The organism is Serratia entomophila (assembly GCF_021462285.1).
In the GTDB taxonomy this organism is placed as follows: domain Bacteria; phylum Pseudomonadota; class Gammaproteobacteria; order Enterobacterales; family Enterobacteriaceae; genus Serratia; species Serratia entomophila.
In genome coordinates, this window is record NZ_CP082787.1 from 1,999,791 (window position 1) to 2,013,753 (window position 13,963).

Sequence of the window (13,963 nt, forward strand, 5' to 3'; positions counted from 1 at the left end):
GGGCTGCCCCTTGCGGAAGTTACTTGGATTTTGGCTCGTACGGCAGGCGTGAATACTTGTGCGATTCGACGCGATAGTGCGCCAGGCGTTCACGGAAATAGTCGCGCAGGTGGGCCGGCTGCTCGCGTTCCACCACTTCCGGGATCACCGGCATGTTATAGCGCTCTTTGAACGCCACGCCAGAGGCGGCGAGATCCACGTTCACCTTGTCCATCTCTTCTTTGGAAAGTTCTGCCAGATTGTAACCCACCTTATGCTCCTTACCGTTGCCGCATTGAATCTGCGCAGAAGGTAATGCACCGGGCGGCGCTTGGCAAGCCCGATGCGCCGATGCAATAGTGACTCTGCTGCTTTAACGGTTATTTAACGCCGCCATGGCAATGTGATTTATTTATTTTCTTAAATAAGAATGATTCGCTTTTTGATTAAATATAAAGATGAAAATAGTTATCATAATAATTTGAATGAATAATTAATTTATATTTAACTTGTTGATATTTATGTTGTTTTTTGCTTGTTTGAATTTAATGTAAATAAGGTGTTTTTATTTTTAATTCATCAGGGCATAATGCGGAAAAATTAAATTCACGACCTGCAAAATAAAAGGAATCATTATGCTGACGCAAGAAATGACCAAGAAGCTGAATGAGCAACTGAACCTGGAGTTCTATTCGGCCAACATGTACCTGCAAATGAGCGCATGGTGCAGCGACAAAGGCTTTGAAGGCGCCGCGGCATTCCTTAAAGAACATTCTCAGGAAGAGATGCAACACATGCAGCGTCTGTTCGACTACCTGAGCGACACTGGTGCTCTGCCCCTGCTGGGCTCCATCGCCGCGCCGCCGGTTGAGTTTGAATCCCTGGCGGACGTGTTCCAGCAGACTTACGAGCACGAGCAGCTGATCACGCGCCAGATCAACGAACTGGCGCACGCCGCCATGACCGCGCATGACTACTCCACTTTCAACTTCCTGCAGTGGTATGTTGCCGAACAGCATGAAGAAGAGAAGCTGTTTAAATCTGTGCTGGACAAGCTGGCGCTGGTGGGCACCAGCGGCAAAGGCCTGTTCTTCATCGACAAAGATCTGAAGAAAATGGGCGCCGCCGGCGAAAACGGCAACGGCCAGGGCTAATCGATTTTTTGAAACCGCGCGTTGGGCTTATTGCCTGGCGCGCGGTTTTTTTATGCCTTGCGTTTATCGCGGTTATACAGCGATACGTGCTGCCCGATCGCAAAATGCCAGTGATGTGCTCGACTTGCCAGGGGACGGTCGTTATCATTTGACCCGATACGCTACAGGGAAGGTAGAAAGTCAAAGCAGCGAGTTAGCTAATTAACTCCGTTCTTCTGTTTACCCGTGGCGCAATCATTTGCGATGGGTTGGGGCCGCTGATACATCGCTTTGGCTGTTGGCCTTAATCCTTATTACCCTCGATCTTTGCTTTTAAGGGATACCACTGTGATCGGTAAAATTCGTTCCTCATATCGCCTGCTTTCCACCGTTTTCGTGCTGTTTGTCGGCCTTTCTTCACAACAGGCGCTGGCGCACGCGCACCTGAAGGTGGAGACACCCGCGGCCAATGCCACCGTCAGCCCGGCGCCAAAAGCGCTGACGCTCAGCTTCTCTGAGGGCATCGAGCCTAACTTCAGCGGCATCAAGATCACCGGCCCGGATAACGCCCCGGTGAAAACCGGCAAACTGAAGCTCGATCCAAACAACAACACCCAGGTTAATCTGCCGATCGAAGCCGAGCTGCGCGCGGGCAAATATAGCGTCAGCTGGCACGTCGTGTCGGTCGACGGCCATAAAACCAAAGGCCAGTACAGCTTCACCGTCAACTAATCGATGAGTCTGGCGACCCTGTTCGTTCTGTGTCGCTTGGTGCACTTTGCGGCGGTGATGCTGATGTTTGGCGTCAGCCTGTTCACCGCCTTATTGTCGCCGCAGCGCCTTTCCCCGTATCTCACCCGTGACATGCGTCCTTTGCTGGTCTCCTGCACCTGGCTCGCCGGGCTTTCCGCCGTGGCGCTGTTGGCCGTTCAGGCCGGGCAAATGGGCGAGGGCTGGGAGGATACCTGGCGGCTGGATGTCTGGTGGGCGGTGCTCGGCACCACCTTCGGCGAAGTGTGGCGCTGGCATCTGGCCTTATCACTGTTGGCGCTGCTGAGCTTGCTGTTGCCGGAACCGCGGCGCGTGCAATCGCTGGTGCTGTGCTCCATGCTGTTGCTGGTGAGCATGGCGTTTATCGGCCATGCGGCGATGCATGGGGGGGCGCTTGGCATACTGCATCGGGCCAACCATGCGCTACATCTGCTGGCCGCCGGTTATTGGTTCGGCAGCCTGCCGCCGCTGCTGGTTTGCCTGCGTTATCTGCAACAACCCCAGTGGCGCCATGACGCCATCACCACCCTGATTCGTTTTTCGCGCTGGGGCCACCTGGCGGTGGCGGTGGTGATTGTTACCGGTGTGGTCAATAGCCTGATCATTCTCGGCAGTTGGCCGTTCGACATGGCTTCGCCTTACCAGCGCTTGCTGCTGATCAAAACCGCGCTGGTGGCGCTGATGGTGATGGTGGCGCTGGCCAACCGTTATGCCATCGTTCCGGCGATGAGCGCTGTACCCAAACTGGCGCAGCGGGGATTGGTGCTGGCCTGCTGTATTGAAGTGGGGCTGGGCGGGGCGGTGCTGTTGTTGGTCAGTTTATTCGCAACCTATGCGCCGGTGTGAGATTACGGCTTGCCGGATGGCGGTAAACTGCGGGAAAATCGAGTCAAATAGCAACCTTAAGGCCATCCTATGAAATCGGCATTACTTGGCATTACGCTGCTGGCAACCGCGACCGGCGCGCTGGCGGCAGACAAACTGGTTAACATCACCAAGCTGGAATACGGCAAACAGTGGGCGTTTACCAAAGAAGAAGTGACGCTGCAGTGCCGCAGCGGCGGCGCGCTGTTTGTGCTCAACAACAGCACCCTGATGCAGTACCCGCTCAACCAGGCCGCTGAGGCGCAGGTGAAAGCCGGGCAGCAGCGCGCTCAGCCGCTGGAGGTGATCCTGCTGGATGACGCCGCCAACCCCGGCCATAAAATGAGCCTGACGCCGTTCCGCGAACGCGCCGAGAAGCTGTGCGCCGAGTAACCGCTTATCTGCCAAGAGCTTGCCGGAAAATATGTTTTATCGGGTAGCGATTCCGTCATGACATCATCGCCTAACCGGCCGGCGGCTGGCAAAAATAGCGCGGTAGGCTACTCTTAAAGTGCACGGCTGAACAAGCCCTGCATTAAATGCCAACTTTTAGCGCACGGCTCTCTCCCAAGAGCCATTTCCCTAGACCGAATATAGGAATCGTATTCGGTCTTTTTTTAACTAGTTGATTTATAAATATAAAATTCTTTCATCTCGAAATTTCTCGAATTTCTCTCGAATTTTGATATTCGGTCTTTTACAGCATTACGTACTCTTTCCCCCTCGTATTAAGGTATTTCAGCGTCATCATCTCTGAAGTATGCCCCAGTAATTTCTGCGCAAATTCCCTTCCTCGGTCTTTCTCATATAACCGCCCGGCCAGGCTACGGATTTCGTGAAATGTCGGCGGGTTTTCCTCAAACTCCAATCCTGAAGCTTTTCGCGCAGCCACAAATTTTTTAGTCAGTCCGTCTGGGTGTAAGGATCCGTCAGGGCTGTTTTTCCTGATACCGGCACTGAGCATGAATTCTGTTGTGCTGACCAGCCGGCAGCGATCGATCACTACGCCCAACTGCAGACCCACGCATTGCAGTTCAAGATCGAGGGGCAGCGAGACCATGGCACCTGTCTTGCCTTGCTCCACCTGAAGGCGGCCGTCTACGACATGGTCAAATCGCATCTGTGTCAAATCTTCGCGCCGTTGCCCGGTGACCAGCGCCAGATCCATTGCCAAAGAAAACCACGGTGGCATCGCATTTGCAGTTTCTCGTATGGAGGTGTATTGCACTAACTCCAACCGCTCACGCTTAACCACCACTTTTGCGGCACGCGTGGGTGTAACGGGGTTATTCTCGATATGTCCTTCCACAATTGCCTCTCTAAAAATGTCAGATAGAACGGAACGCATGGTAGCTGCCATCGTTTGTTTATTTTGGGCAACCCAGAACTCTAGAAATTCAGCAACGTGACGCGTCGTAATTTTTGACAACACCATACTTCCCATTTCTTCGTTTATGGTTGCTATCTGTCCCTTACGGACTTTATAAGTATTCTCGGCCAGCTTTCGACGCTTAAAAATGACATCGTAACGTTCGAGCCATAATTTTAGGGTGTATTCGTGGCTACCCTTTATCTTGTCCAAAAGTAAAACAGGGGAGTAATTTTCTTCAATGTAATGATTGGCCTCGATCGCCTGTGCAATGGCATCTCGGCGTGCTATTTGCCCTAATGATATTTCTTTTTTTGTAACTGGATTACGCCAGTAGAATGAGCGGCAATTTCGGCGATATGTGAGATTTTTTGGTAATTTCATGTCATATCCTCCTTTTCGCCGTGTCATTAATTATTTTCTCCATAAACGCAGCACGTGCTGGTGCGGCGCTTCGCGCTTCTTTTATTTTTTTGCCCAGACGTAGATCATGCGGATCTATGTAAATAGTTCCTGGCGTCAATCGGTATTCCCGCCCGTGTTTTTCGGCCGCTGGATAAAAGTTGCCATTTCTGGCCCAACGCTGCAACGTTTGCAATGTTGGCTTCTTTCCGGGATAGGTCTCATTGCACCATTCCCATAACGTCAGTTTTGTGCTCATTGGTCATACCTCAAACGATACAACCGACCAGCATATTAACGTGCTGGTCGGTATGGTTTTGATTTTTTAAAATCAGTTAGCGAACTTGCAGAGAGCGAGGGCCGGTTTCAAGATGCGCACCTGTGATTTCAGTGCCAGCCAAGATCGCTTTTTTCAGTTCATCTTTTTTCACTTTGCTAACCACTTCTGTATAAGACTCAACGTACTCGTCTGGCAGTAGTTCTTCGTCATCGACAACCAGTGATTGAGAACCTTTGCGGGCGGTGAATGTGTTCATATCAGTTTTAATAGTGTCTGAACCTGACGTGAGCAGGCATTCCAAGATGTATTTTTTAAGTAGGCCAGCCTGGTTCTCCCAACTCTTTTTACGGGTCGCGAGGCGCTTGGACTCTGCATCACAAACATTTGCCTGCCCCTCAAAGCCGCGCACAACGGCTATTGTCGCGTCCAACTTGTCACCGATCATTCCCTCAAGCCCTTCGAGGGTGTCTTTGATCATTTCTGGGGTAAGTTCGCCGTCTTCGGCTAGTGCCTGCAGCTTTTTCATCTCAAATGCTAAATCTATGGTTCTGGTGCTCATGCTTCTTTCTCCTCTTCAAATTTAGCCAGGCATTCCGCTTTAATTTCTTCCAATCGTGTCAGGCGGCTCTCAAGATATTTAACATGCCCGGTATCACCGACGGCTTTGGCACTTTTAATATGAGTGCCAATAACACGCGTCAGTGAAGAACTTATTTTGGTTACCTCATTACTGGTGACAGCACTGCGCATTGTTTCAGTATTAGCTTTGAACCTTTCATCCAATTCCTTGCGGAGTCGAACAGAGTCTTCTGCTTTATCACTGGCATTTTTAATACTGTGCTCATATGCGTTTTCTTGTGAATATTCGGTGTCATCGAACATCCCCAAATAAACGTCAGCGCTAAAGCCGAGTGATGAAAGTGCTTTGGTTGTGGCATCGGTGAGGCTTTTTTTACTTGGCTCATCGTCAACACTCAGACCGAACTTACTGGCATAGAGGTATTTGGTATGGCCATAGGCAATGATCTCCCCACGAACCCCGTTATGGACGTACCAAAGCATGATTTTCATTGTGTGGTTGAGTGACGTCATGATCTTACCGTCGCCATCACGCATGACTTTCTTACCTGTTTCACGGCCAGCACTATCAACCACGGCCTCCATGAGTGGAATGCCGGGGTCAAATCTTTCATCAAGCACATCAACGCCCCAGCCAATACCGAATGGGCCAAAGATCTCTGTAGCTCGCATGTATTGGTAAGTTGGTCGGATGCTGGTGATAGTACGAGTGATATTACCTTTGCCATCAAGCGTGTCTTTTCGCTTGGTTCTGGCTGGATCTGTCCGTTGGACTCGTTTCCAAATGTCGAGATTTTTAGCTGCATCACCTTCTTTAGAAGCAAGTTCTTTTTCCAAGGCTGCGGCGCGGGTTTCGAAATCGTCCGCTGGTACGGTAACGCAAAGTGTAACGCTGCGAGCGTTACTAAAAATGCAGTTGATCGGATCACTTTCATTCGTGGGTTTGCTGATGCGCTTATTCGGGTGGGGTGGTTGGTGGTGGAGGGGGAGACTCTCATATTTCCTAATTTCGAACGCCATAACGGAAATTCTTCAAAGAAACGTGCACTTACAAATGACCGCGTTACAAAAATGCGCGAAATGAAACGCGGTAGTAACTCAGGTGGTAATCACTCATGCCTTGAACCAAGTGCAGGCTTAGGTGGAATAGCTGACCACTTACCGAAAGGAAAAACCACCTGCGTGGAGATTTCCTCGTTGAACAGCAAAGTACTGGAAGAAAAGGGGCACCGTGTTGTTAATGCCGATTTCATCCAGTGGGCTGAGCATGGTGGATGCTTCGATCGGATAGTTATGAACCCTCCATTCAGTGATGGCCGTGCTCTGGCACATGTGAACGCTGCCGCGACTCTCACGAAAGCGGGTAGCCGATTGGTGGCAATTCTTCCTGTAGGGATGAAAGGGAAGGATATATTGCCCGGTTGGGATATTGAATGGTCGGAAGAGATCAGCAATGAGTTTGCTGGAACAAGTATTTCAGTGGTTATTTTGATGGCGGAGAAACTATTATTTTAAATGGCGACTTGAATATCTGATAAAGTAAATAGCTCTTGAAATGCATATTCAAAAATCTGCCGGCTTATAAAGTGCTGACTTGTAATGCTACCTTTTTTAATGTAATTGTTTTTGGTGGAATTTATTCGGTTATCATCCCGACTATTCCACTATCGTGAAAATTTATCATATATAACATTTTATTAAAGGAGTATGGGAATGAAAAACTCAATAACAGACCTAATGAACCATCAGTTCATGATGCTTGAAACGCTAACTGATCCATCCTTGAAGGGTGAAGAACTACAGGAAGCAGTTATGCGTGCTAAAGCAGTATCAGATGTTGCGGGAACTATGATCGCAACTTACCGAGTAGCCCTTGATGCCCAGAGGGCCGTGTATGACGGATATGCCGGCCGGGTACCGAAAGTATTGGGGATTGAAGAATGAGTCAGCAATATACGGATGCTCAGTACTTATTCCTAGATATGCATTGTAAAGGGAAAACATTTAAAGAGATTACAGAGCTATTCAATCATCGATTTGAAACGAATAAAAGCGTTGGCACATTAAGTGGAGTTATTCGTCATCGTGGGTTAAATCGCTATGTTGTCAAAGAGTCTCGATACAGTGACGTGCAATTAACTTTTCTCTTTGTAAACCGTAGCATTGGATGGCCTGCGTTAACTGAACTCTTTAATAAAGAGTTCGGCACAAAGAAATCTGTTCATGCAATCAAGGAGCAGATGGCAGGACGAGGATGGAACCAAAAATGTAGGTCAGGCACCGGAAAAGGGCTGAAATATATTTATGCTAATGGTAAACGGATGCGCCTCGACGTTTACGTGTGGGAGTGTGTCAATGGTCCCCTTCCAATAGGGTATGGAGTTATTCACCTTGATAATGATGTGCAGAATAATCAACTAGATAACCTTCGTGCGGCACCTCTTAGTATCAAGTCTCTTTACGTGCAAGCAGGCTATGCCGATGCACCTAAAGCGCTAGCCCCAGCACTGTATGCGACAGTTATGCTACGTTCGCAAATAGGCAAGATGAAGGGGGGTAAGAAGTAACCAGATACAGGCCCGGGGGATTCCCGGGCATACCCTAGCATTACGAACCGACGATGCATAGGAATGTGATGTTTTCTCACATAGTCACTGTTGCAAATTCATCCATTTGAGGTGACGAAACCTGTTTTTTGTTTGACAAAACCGTTGTTATGGGTGACATTTCAACCGTAGTGCATGACATATTGAGTTTTTGATTTGTCAGTTAACCCTAGGGGCAAGAATGAACATTGACAACGAGGACATCGTAGCCCTCATTGAGGCATCGTTAGATGCTAACTACAGCGAAGTCAGAAGCGTCAGCAATCGAATTGCAAAATCGATTAGTGAGTACGACCTGGACATGGCTAAAAAAATCAAGTCCATACTTCGTAGAAAAGGCGTGCCCTTACGTAGCTCTGGCTATGTTGAAAGTATACCTGTAGACCCAAAATCAAGGATGCCTTTGGTTGAAGAGGTTCAATGGCCAGTTTCACCATTGTTTCTTGATAAAAATGAACAAGATGTTTTTAGTGCATTTATTGAAAGTGTAAAGCATCAGGACAAGCTAATTGAAAATGGCTTATCTAGCCGTTTGAGTCTACTTTTGTCTGGTCCACCTGGAACAGGCAAAACTTTAGTTGCTGGACATATTGCTGCACAATTGAATAAACCTTTATATATGGTTAGGTTGGACTCTGTCATTTCATCATTACTAGGTGATACGGCTAAGAATTTAAGGCAAATCTTTGACTTTGTACCGTCTAAAAACGGGGTGTTGTTCTTAGATGAAGTTGATGCGGTGGCAAAGTTACGTGATGATACGCATGAAGTCGGCGAGCTGAAGCGAGTTGTCAATACATTAATCCAAGGGCTGGATTCATTAGATGATAATGCGGTGGTTATTGCCGCTACTAATCATTCCAGCTTGCTAGATCCTGCTATTTGGCGGCGCTTTCCATTCAAGATAAAGTTTGGTCTGCCTGATATAGATGTTCGCAGTGTATTATGGGACCACTTTTTGTTTCAGGATAACGGTGATGCCAGTACGAATAAAGCACTAGCATCCATATCAAATGGCCTTAGTGGTGCCGATATAGAAAATATAAGTCTGGCTGCTAGAAGGAAAAGTGTTCTTGATAATATTGAGATCAATATACCTTCAGTCATTCAGGCTATAATGAAGAGTGACAATGATAATACAGCACTTCCGAATGTTGGTGGTTTAAATCTCATCGAGAAGAAACGTATGGTGGAGCTTCTTCACCATGAACATAATTTTAGCCAGGCTGATATAGCAAGGTTTTTAAATGTAAGCAGGCAAACCGTATCCGGTTATCTTAAGGAGTGATTTTCTATGGCTAACAATTCAATATCACCATTATTAAACCCTATTGTTTCTTTGCTTAAAGAACCAGTTCCCTCAACAGTTACTGGGGGAGGGAAGAATAGAGCAAGTATTGTTCATTCTCGGTTGGCACTACAAAGGGTTAAGTTAGTTAGTGATCTTGGTAGTATAAAACAGAAAGCCAGTCGAATTGTTAGCCATGCAGGAAAAACACATTTGGTTGTCCGAATGTTTGACGACTCTAATGCACCATCGTGGACTCCCGGTGATATATTTAACATGGGTACACAGAGTCGTATTGTTGCACCATCCTACGATGGCTACTTAGTAGAAATGCCCCTGGCATCAATAGATAACTTGATCACTAAAATCACTAAGGCGAAAAGTATTAGTGAAGAAGTAGATATTTCTAGAGTTGAGTCTGTTAGCGTCTTTGATGGTGTTGATGCTCTAAGAAACAAAGAGATTGGCAGCCTTTTTGATGAATCGCAAAGTAATGGCGTTTTTCAGTTTAACTTATGGCTCCTTCCTTTTTACGATATAAAAGCAAGGGAGTCAGTAATTAATTCGTTGTTGTCGCTATATGATGAGGGTGTCATAGCATTGGGTTTCCCTGAGTTTGACCTTAATAAAGGTAACGATGACTCTGTTAAAATTGTAAAAAGTGGTAAGTTACTCGGCCCATCATTAATTAGTGCTATTAAAAAATATAAACGTGAAGGACATTCCTCATTTTCCATTATTGTGGACAGTGAGGCGGACATGATGAGAATCATAGCTTCTGGGGCGGTCTACAGAGTAGAGCCTGTATCGCATGTAAAAGCGAATGAAGCCCCTCCAGGGGTTGGCGCAGAACCAACACCGCAAAACCTCAAAAATAAAAATTTACCTACAGTTGTTATAGTCGATGGGGGATGCTCTGCACCATCGTATTTACCTTTAAATGTACAATCGGTAAGGCCACTAGTTTCTGATTTTGATGCAGATAAAGCACATGGAAATCAAGTCACGTCATTAGTTTGCCATGGATATGCGTGGAATAATAACTTATCCCTACCTGAAGTTGATTGTAATTTTATCAGCGTCCAAGCAATTAATAAGGTCGGTGTGAAAAGGCAACCTACTGCTGACCAATTTATTACATATTTAAGAAGTGTTGCGGAGGAAACTAAAGGGATTGCAAGTGTATGGAATTTATCTTTTAATGAGTCTAGTCCTACAGCTGCTACCGGTGAAATTAGTTATCTTGGCCATGAAATAGGTAAGATTGCAAGGGAGTATAATATTCTTCCAGTTATTTCAATTGGTAATGTTTCTGCTAATAATAATAGTCGATTATGCCCGCCAGCAGACTGTGAAGCTGCATTGACTGTGAGTGGCCGAGTTGCTAACGGCGAAGGGAAACCTCATGGACCATGTCCTTTGAGTCTGAAAGGCCCAGCCCCCGCTGGAATGAAAAAACCAGAGCTTTCGTGGTTTTCTGACCTTAGAATGATTGGCGGGGTAAGAAGAACCGGTACTAGTTATAGCGCTCCATTAATATCATCAGTTGCAGCGCACACTTTTAAAAACTTAAAAAATCCTACGCCTGATTTGGTTCGAGCTCTACTCATAAATAAAAGTGGAAAAATCGATCATGATTCACATTTAGGGTGGGGGACTCCTTGGGATGACGATTCATTACCCTGGTTGTGTCAGCCTGGCACGGTAACTCTAACGTGGACATCAAAACTTAGAGCTGGATTTGCTTATTATTGGAATGATATACCACTACCCCCTGAAATGATTGTTAATGGTTTGTTGGCTGGTAGTATTTCACTGACTGCAATATTGAATCCTGTTGTTTCTGAAATGGCAGGAGAGAATTACTTTTCTACAAGGCTGGAGTGTGCATTACAAGCTATCGATAAAAATGATGAAAACTCCAAAGTAAAAAACCTTCTAGGAACGATGAGAGAATCGAAAGAAAAGGAAACTTCGTCTCGGAAAGATTTAGCAAAATGGAGTCCCGTGAGACATCATGCGAAAGAATTTAGTAGAACGAACATTGATAATCACTCATTGAGACTCTATGCAAGGATTTATGCACGAGACTTGTATCAATTTGACATGGAGACACATCGTGATTTGGATGAGCAAGAAGTTTCCTTTGTTTTAACATTCAGAAGCGATGATGAAAACTCGGGTATATATAATTCCATGACTCAAAAACTTGGCGCATTTGTTGAGAGTGCTGTGATTAATCAAAACATTGAAGTTAATCTTTAAGGTGGAATTTAAGTCATGTGAGAAAGTTTCTTGTAAAGAGATAAGTTTCTCACATGACTGTTTTTTACAAAATATCAAAAATATTCATTTCTTAATTTTTAAATAATATTTATCCTCAACTGTTGTTTAATATATATCATGGAGGTCAGGCTTAGACTGGACCCTATTATGGGTATTTTTTCTTATAAGAGGTTGTTATGAAGGAAGAATTCACTTATGTGTTACCAGTCGAATTACCTGTAGATGGATGTACCCTCGTTTATACGAAAAATCGAGTAGTCATAGCGGTAGAGGTGCTTAGACCTGACCAGTTTGTTTGTACAATACCCGGATTTATTGAGTTGGCGGAATCAGTAGGATATCGGGTTACACCGCCTAAAATCAGTAATGACTACCTTAGAAATATGTTATAATCAGTAAGTCGGATTGAACACCCGACGCCCTGAATCAGCACTGCTGTGTCATCAATCTGAGGTTAGATATGACACAGTTATCGTTTATTAAAACCCGTCATGACACACTGACTCCGGCCACTGCCGAAGTTAGGGATTTTCTACATAACAAGGTTAAGATCGGCGCAGTGCTATCAGCCGATTTTAAACGCGTACGCAATCCCAGATTCCACCGCAAATACTTTTCACTTTTGAATCTTGGTTTCGAATATTGGACGCCTACCGGCGGCACAATATCCCCTGAAGAGAAAAGCCTTATCCGTGGTTATGTCCGCCATCTTGCTGAGTTTGCCGGTCATGGCGAGACGTTGAATAGTTTGGCAAAAGGCTACCTGCGAAAAGTAGCAGCCCAGCGGGCTGATCGTGTGACGTTGCTCAAATCGTTCGATGCATTTCGTCGGTGGGCAACGATAGAGGCGGGGTACTACACCGAGCAGGTCATGCCGAACGGGGTGATCGTCAGAGAACCCACTTCAATATCTTTTGCCAGTATGGACGATACCGAGTTCGCCGAGCTGTATAAGCAGACACTCAATGTCCTGTGGCAATTCATCCTTAATAAAACTTTCACATCACCGACTGCTGCTGAAAATGCTGCTTCTCAGTTAATGGAGTATGCGGCATGAGCAAATTAACTCAAGAGGCTAAGGGCCGAGATTGCCAAGTTCGTCTCCCCGGTATTTGTAATTTCAACCCAGAAACCACAGTACTTGCACATTTCAAAATACCTGGCACATGTGGCACTGCTATTAAACCACCAGATTCGCAAGGCGCATGGGCTTGCAATGCATGCCACGATGAAATCGATCGCCGTACACGCCATATTGATAAGGAAACCGTTCGCTTGTGCCATGCAGAAGGCGTAATGCGCACACAATATATTTTGATCTCCGAGGGAAAATTATGAGGCTCAAATACGCTCTGACCATCGCAGATCCGAAATCAGCGCAGATTGTTGCATATCAGGCCCGGTCAACAGGAGACAGTCATCTAACTAAAATCGACGTGTTGACTGCATTGGGAATGACTCAAGCACGACATCGGGGTGGGTTATGTTTACTTTATGCCAAATATACTAAAGATGCCGGTGCGGGGAAAACAGCGTTAATGGAGCTAACAAAATATGCACAATCGCAGGCCCGAAAATATGTGGGTAAAATTTCCGGTAGGCGCGGTGGTGTTGTCGTTAGGACATTAGCCATGTTGGCATTGGAGGAGTATTGCCGGACTGCTGATACCCCCGGCGCGAAATGCCGATGCGGTGGTAGTGGGGAAGTTTGCGATCGGAAAGAAACCGAGCGTACAGGCAGGCTGGTGATCATACCCTGCAAAAAATGCCATGGCACTGGGCTGAAACCTATATCCCAAACTCGCGCACATCATTCCATCGTTGCTTTGGTTCCTGGTGTGTCGAGGGCCACGTGGTATCGAGTCTGGTCACGCTATTACGAAGCACTATTGGCGTGGTGTTATTCCCAAGAGTCGATCGCAGAGGCTGAATATCAGCGGATCACCGGCCTGTCTGAATTAAATAAAGAAACCATTGCAAAATGAGAAAATTTGCCCTAAATTGACACCCATAGTGGGAGATTAATACTCTCGACACTGAAATGTTCATTAAACCCGCAGATTAGCGGGTTTTTTTATGGGCATTTGTAAAGATAGGCATTATTCATTGTGTGGTTTTATGTTGCTGTTTTAGAATCCGGCACCTTGGCCCTTTAGCTCAGTTGGTTAGAGCAATCGACTCATAATCGACAGGTCACTGGTTCAAGTCCAGTAAGGGCCACCAACCGCCATTAGCTCAGCAGGAAGAGCAACGACCATTAAGTTGTAGGTACGGGGTTCGAGACCTCGATGGCGGACCAATGCGGGCATCGTATAATGGCTATTACCTCAGCCTTCCAAGCTGATGATGTGGGTTCGATTCCCACTGCCCGCTCCAGAAAAAGCTTTTCAGCCTGCGAAGATGGGA

17 protein-coding genes, 3 tRNA genes and 1 pseudogene are annotated in these 13,963 nt (G+C 46.3%); 16 read left to right on the forward strand and 5 right to left on the reverse strand.

The genetic code is table 11. From position 1 onward, the window contains the following. Window positions 1-19 precede the first annotated feature (19 nt). Window positions 20-250, reverse strand: coding sequence for a DNA polymerase III subunit theta (locus KHA73_RS09780; RefSeq protein WP_234590577.1), 231 nt, complete (start codon window positions 248-250; stop codon window positions 20-22). A gap of 364 nt (window positions 251-614) precedes the next feature. Here KHA73_RS09780 and ftnA point away from each other — a divergent pair, with 364 nt between their 5' ends. From ftnA to KHA73_RS09800, 4 genes are all read left to right on the forward strand, one after another. Continuing rightward, window positions 615-1,133: a non-heme ferritin gene (ftnA, locus tag KHA73_RS09785; RefSeq protein WP_234590578.1), complete on the forward strand. Its 519-nt coding sequence runs from the start codon at window positions 615-617 to the stop codon at window positions 1,131-1,133. A 327-nt stretch (window positions 1,134-1,460) separates the two neighbouring features. Continuing rightward, a complete protein-coding gene (gene yobA / locus KHA73_RS09790; RefSeq protein ID WP_234590579.1) occupies window positions 1,461-1,844 on the forward strand; it encodes a CopC domain-containing protein YobA in 384 nt (127 codons plus the stop codon). Window positions 1,845-1,847: 3 nt separating this feature from the next. Then, window positions 1,848-2,729, forward strand: a complete 882-nt coding sequence (copD, locus tag KHA73_RS09795; protein WP_234590580.1) for a copper homeostasis membrane protein CopD — start codon at window positions 1,848-1,850, stop codon at window positions 2,727-2,729. 69 nt (window positions 2,730-2,798) lie between these two features. Further along, window positions 2,799-3,140: a YebY family protein gene (locus tag KHA73_RS09800; protein WP_234590581.1), complete on the forward strand. Its 342-nt coding sequence runs from the start codon at window positions 2,799-2,801 to the stop codon at window positions 3,138-3,140. A gap of 304 nt (window positions 3,141-3,444) precedes the next feature. Here KHA73_RS09800 and KHA73_RS09805 read toward each other — a convergent pair whose 3' ends face one another. The 4 genes from KHA73_RS09805 to KHA73_RS09820 form a co-directional block, all read right to left on the reverse strand. Further along, complete coding sequence (locus tag KHA73_RS09805; RefSeq protein WP_234590582.1) at window positions 3,445-4,527, reverse strand: tyrosine-type recombinase/integrase; 1,083 nt, start codon at window positions 4,525-4,527, stop codon at window positions 3,445-3,447. Beyond that, entirely contained in the window at window positions 4,502-4,777 is a 276-nt protein-coding gene (locus tag KHA73_RS09810) for an excisionase (RefSeq protein ID WP_234590583.1), read from the reverse strand. The genes KHA73_RS09805 and KHA73_RS09810 overlap by 26 nt, the downstream gene beginning before the upstream one ends. A gap of 76 nt (window positions 4,778-4,853) precedes the next feature. After that, window positions 4,854-5,357, reverse strand: a complete 504-nt coding sequence (locus tag KHA73_RS09815) for a siphovirus Gp157 family protein (protein ID WP_234590584.1) — start codon at window positions 5,355-5,357, stop codon at window positions 4,854-4,856. Further along, window positions 5,354-6,214, reverse strand: coding sequence for a hypothetical protein (locus tag KHA73_RS09820; RefSeq protein ID WP_234590585.1), 861 nt, complete (start codon window positions 6,212-6,214; stop codon window positions 5,354-5,356). Before KHA73_RS09820 ends, KHA73_RS09815 begins: the two co-directional genes overlap by 4 nt. A gap of 36 nt (window positions 6,215-6,250) precedes the next feature. On the opposite strand from KHA73_RS09820, the pseudogene KHA73_RS09825 reads away from it, so the two are divergent. The 12 genes and pseudogenes from KHA73_RS09825 to KHA73_RS09880 all read left to right on the forward strand — a co-directional run. Further along, window positions 6,251-6,478 (forward strand): annotated as a pseudogene (locus tag KHA73_RS09825) (endopeptidase); the annotation flags it as partial. A 96-nt stretch (window positions 6,479-6,574) separates the two neighbouring features. Continuing rightward, window positions 6,575-6,892, forward strand: a complete 318-nt coding sequence (locus KHA73_RS09830) for a hypothetical protein (protein ID WP_234591393.1) — start codon at window positions 6,575-6,577, stop codon at window positions 6,890-6,892. A 198-nt stretch (window positions 6,893-7,090) separates the two neighbouring features. Next, the gene (locus KHA73_RS09835; RefSeq protein ID WP_234590586.1) at window positions 7,091-7,321 is read left to right on the forward strand and encodes a hypothetical protein; all 231 of its coding nucleotides are present in this window, start codon (window positions 7,091-7,093) and stop codon (window positions 7,319-7,321) included. Continuing rightward, the gene (locus KHA73_RS09840; RefSeq protein WP_234590587.1) at window positions 7,318-7,944 is read left to right on the forward strand and encodes an HNH endonuclease; all 627 of its coding nucleotides are present in this window, start codon (window positions 7,318-7,320) and stop codon (window positions 7,942-7,944) included. Before KHA73_RS09835 ends, KHA73_RS09840 begins: the two co-directional genes overlap by 4 nt. Before the next feature lie 220 nt (window positions 7,945-8,164). Next, window positions 8,165-9,271 (forward strand): ATP-binding protein, encoded by a 1,107-nt coding sequence (locus KHA73_RS09845; protein ID WP_234590588.1) that lies wholly within the window; start codon window positions 8,165-8,167, stop codon window positions 9,269-9,271. Window positions 9,272-9,277: 6 nt separating this feature from the next. Beyond that, window positions 9,278-11,536 carry a S8 family serine peptidase gene (locus tag KHA73_RS09850; RefSeq protein ID WP_234590589.1) on the forward strand — a complete coding sequence of 753 codons (2,259 nt, stop codon included), beginning with the start codon at window positions 9,278-9,280 and terminating at the stop codon, window positions 11,534-11,536. Between the two features lie 481 nt (window positions 11,537-12,017). Then, window positions 12,018-12,614 (forward strand): DUF1367 family protein, encoded by a 597-nt coding sequence (locus tag KHA73_RS09855; RefSeq protein WP_234590590.1) that lies wholly within the window; start codon window positions 12,018-12,020, stop codon window positions 12,612-12,614. Then, a complete protein-coding gene (locus KHA73_RS09860) occupies window positions 12,611-12,895 on the forward strand; it encodes a DUF1364 domain-containing protein (RefSeq protein WP_234590592.1) in 285 nt (94 codons plus the stop codon). The genes KHA73_RS09855 and KHA73_RS09860 overlap by 4 nt, the downstream gene beginning before the upstream one ends. Beyond that, window positions 12,892-13,542, forward strand: coding sequence for an antitermination protein Q (locus tag KHA73_RS09865; protein ID WP_234590594.1), 651 nt, complete (start codon window positions 12,892-12,894; stop codon window positions 13,540-13,542). Before KHA73_RS09860 ends, KHA73_RS09865 begins: the two co-directional genes overlap by 4 nt. Before the next feature lie 161 nt (window positions 13,543-13,703). Next, a tRNA-Ile gene (locus KHA73_RS09870) sits at window positions 13,704-13,780 on the forward strand. Window position 13,781: 1 nt separating this feature from the next. After that, window positions 13,782-13,856: transfer RNA gene (locus KHA73_RS09875), tRNA-OTHER, on the forward strand. Window positions 13,857-13,858: 2 nt separating this feature from the next. Further along, a tRNA-Gly gene (locus tag KHA73_RS09880) sits at window positions 13,859-13,933 on the forward strand. Window positions 13,934-13,963: the final 30 nt, after the last annotated feature.

Coding starts and splice junctions, on each gene's coding strand:
- KHA73_RS09815 (WP_234590584.1), bottom strand. CDS start 5,357: ATGAGCACCAGAACCATAGATTTAGCATTTGAGATGAAAAAGCTGCAG.
- ftnA (WP_234590578.1), top strand. CDS start 615: ATGCTGACGCAAGAAATGACCAAGAAGCTGAATGAGCAACTGAACCTG.
- copD (WP_234590580.1), top strand. CDS start 1,848: ATGAGTCTGGCGACCCTGTTCGTTCTGTGTCGCTTGGTGCACTTTGCG.
- KHA73_RS09860 (WP_234590592.1), top strand. CDS start 12,611: ATGAGCAAATTAACTCAAGAGGCTAAGGGCCGAGATTGCCAAGTTCGT.
- KHA73_RS09850 (WP_234590589.1), top strand. CDS start 9,278: ATGGCTAACAATTCAATATCACCATTATTAAACCCTATTGTTTCTTTG.
- KHA73_RS09855 (WP_234590590.1), top strand. CDS start 12,018: ATGACACAGTTATCGTTTATTAAAACCCGTCATGACACACTGACTCCG.
- KHA73_RS09810 (WP_234590583.1), bottom strand. CDS start 4,777: ATGAGCACAAAACTGACGTTATGGGAATGGTGCAATGAGACCTATCCC.
- KHA73_RS09835 (WP_234590586.1), top strand. CDS start 7,091: ATGAAAAACTCAATAACAGACCTAATGAACCATCAGTTCATGATGCTT.
- KHA73_RS09865 (WP_234590594.1), top strand. CDS start 12,892: ATGAGGCTCAAATACGCTCTGACCATCGCAGATCCGAAATCAGCGCAG.
- KHA73_RS09840 (WP_234590587.1), top strand. CDS start 7,318: ATGAGTCAGCAATATACGGATGCTCAGTACTTATTCCTAGATATGCAT.
- KHA73_RS09845 (WP_234590588.1), top strand. CDS start 8,165: ATGAACATTGACAACGAGGACATCGTAGCCCTCATTGAGGCATCGTTA.
- KHA73_RS09805 (WP_234590582.1), bottom strand. CDS start 4,527: ATGACACGGCGAAAAGGAGGATATGACATGAAATTACCAAAAAATCTC.
- KHA73_RS09800 (WP_234590581.1), top strand. CDS start 2,799: ATGAAATCGGCATTACTTGGCATTACGCTGCTGGCAACCGCGACCGGC.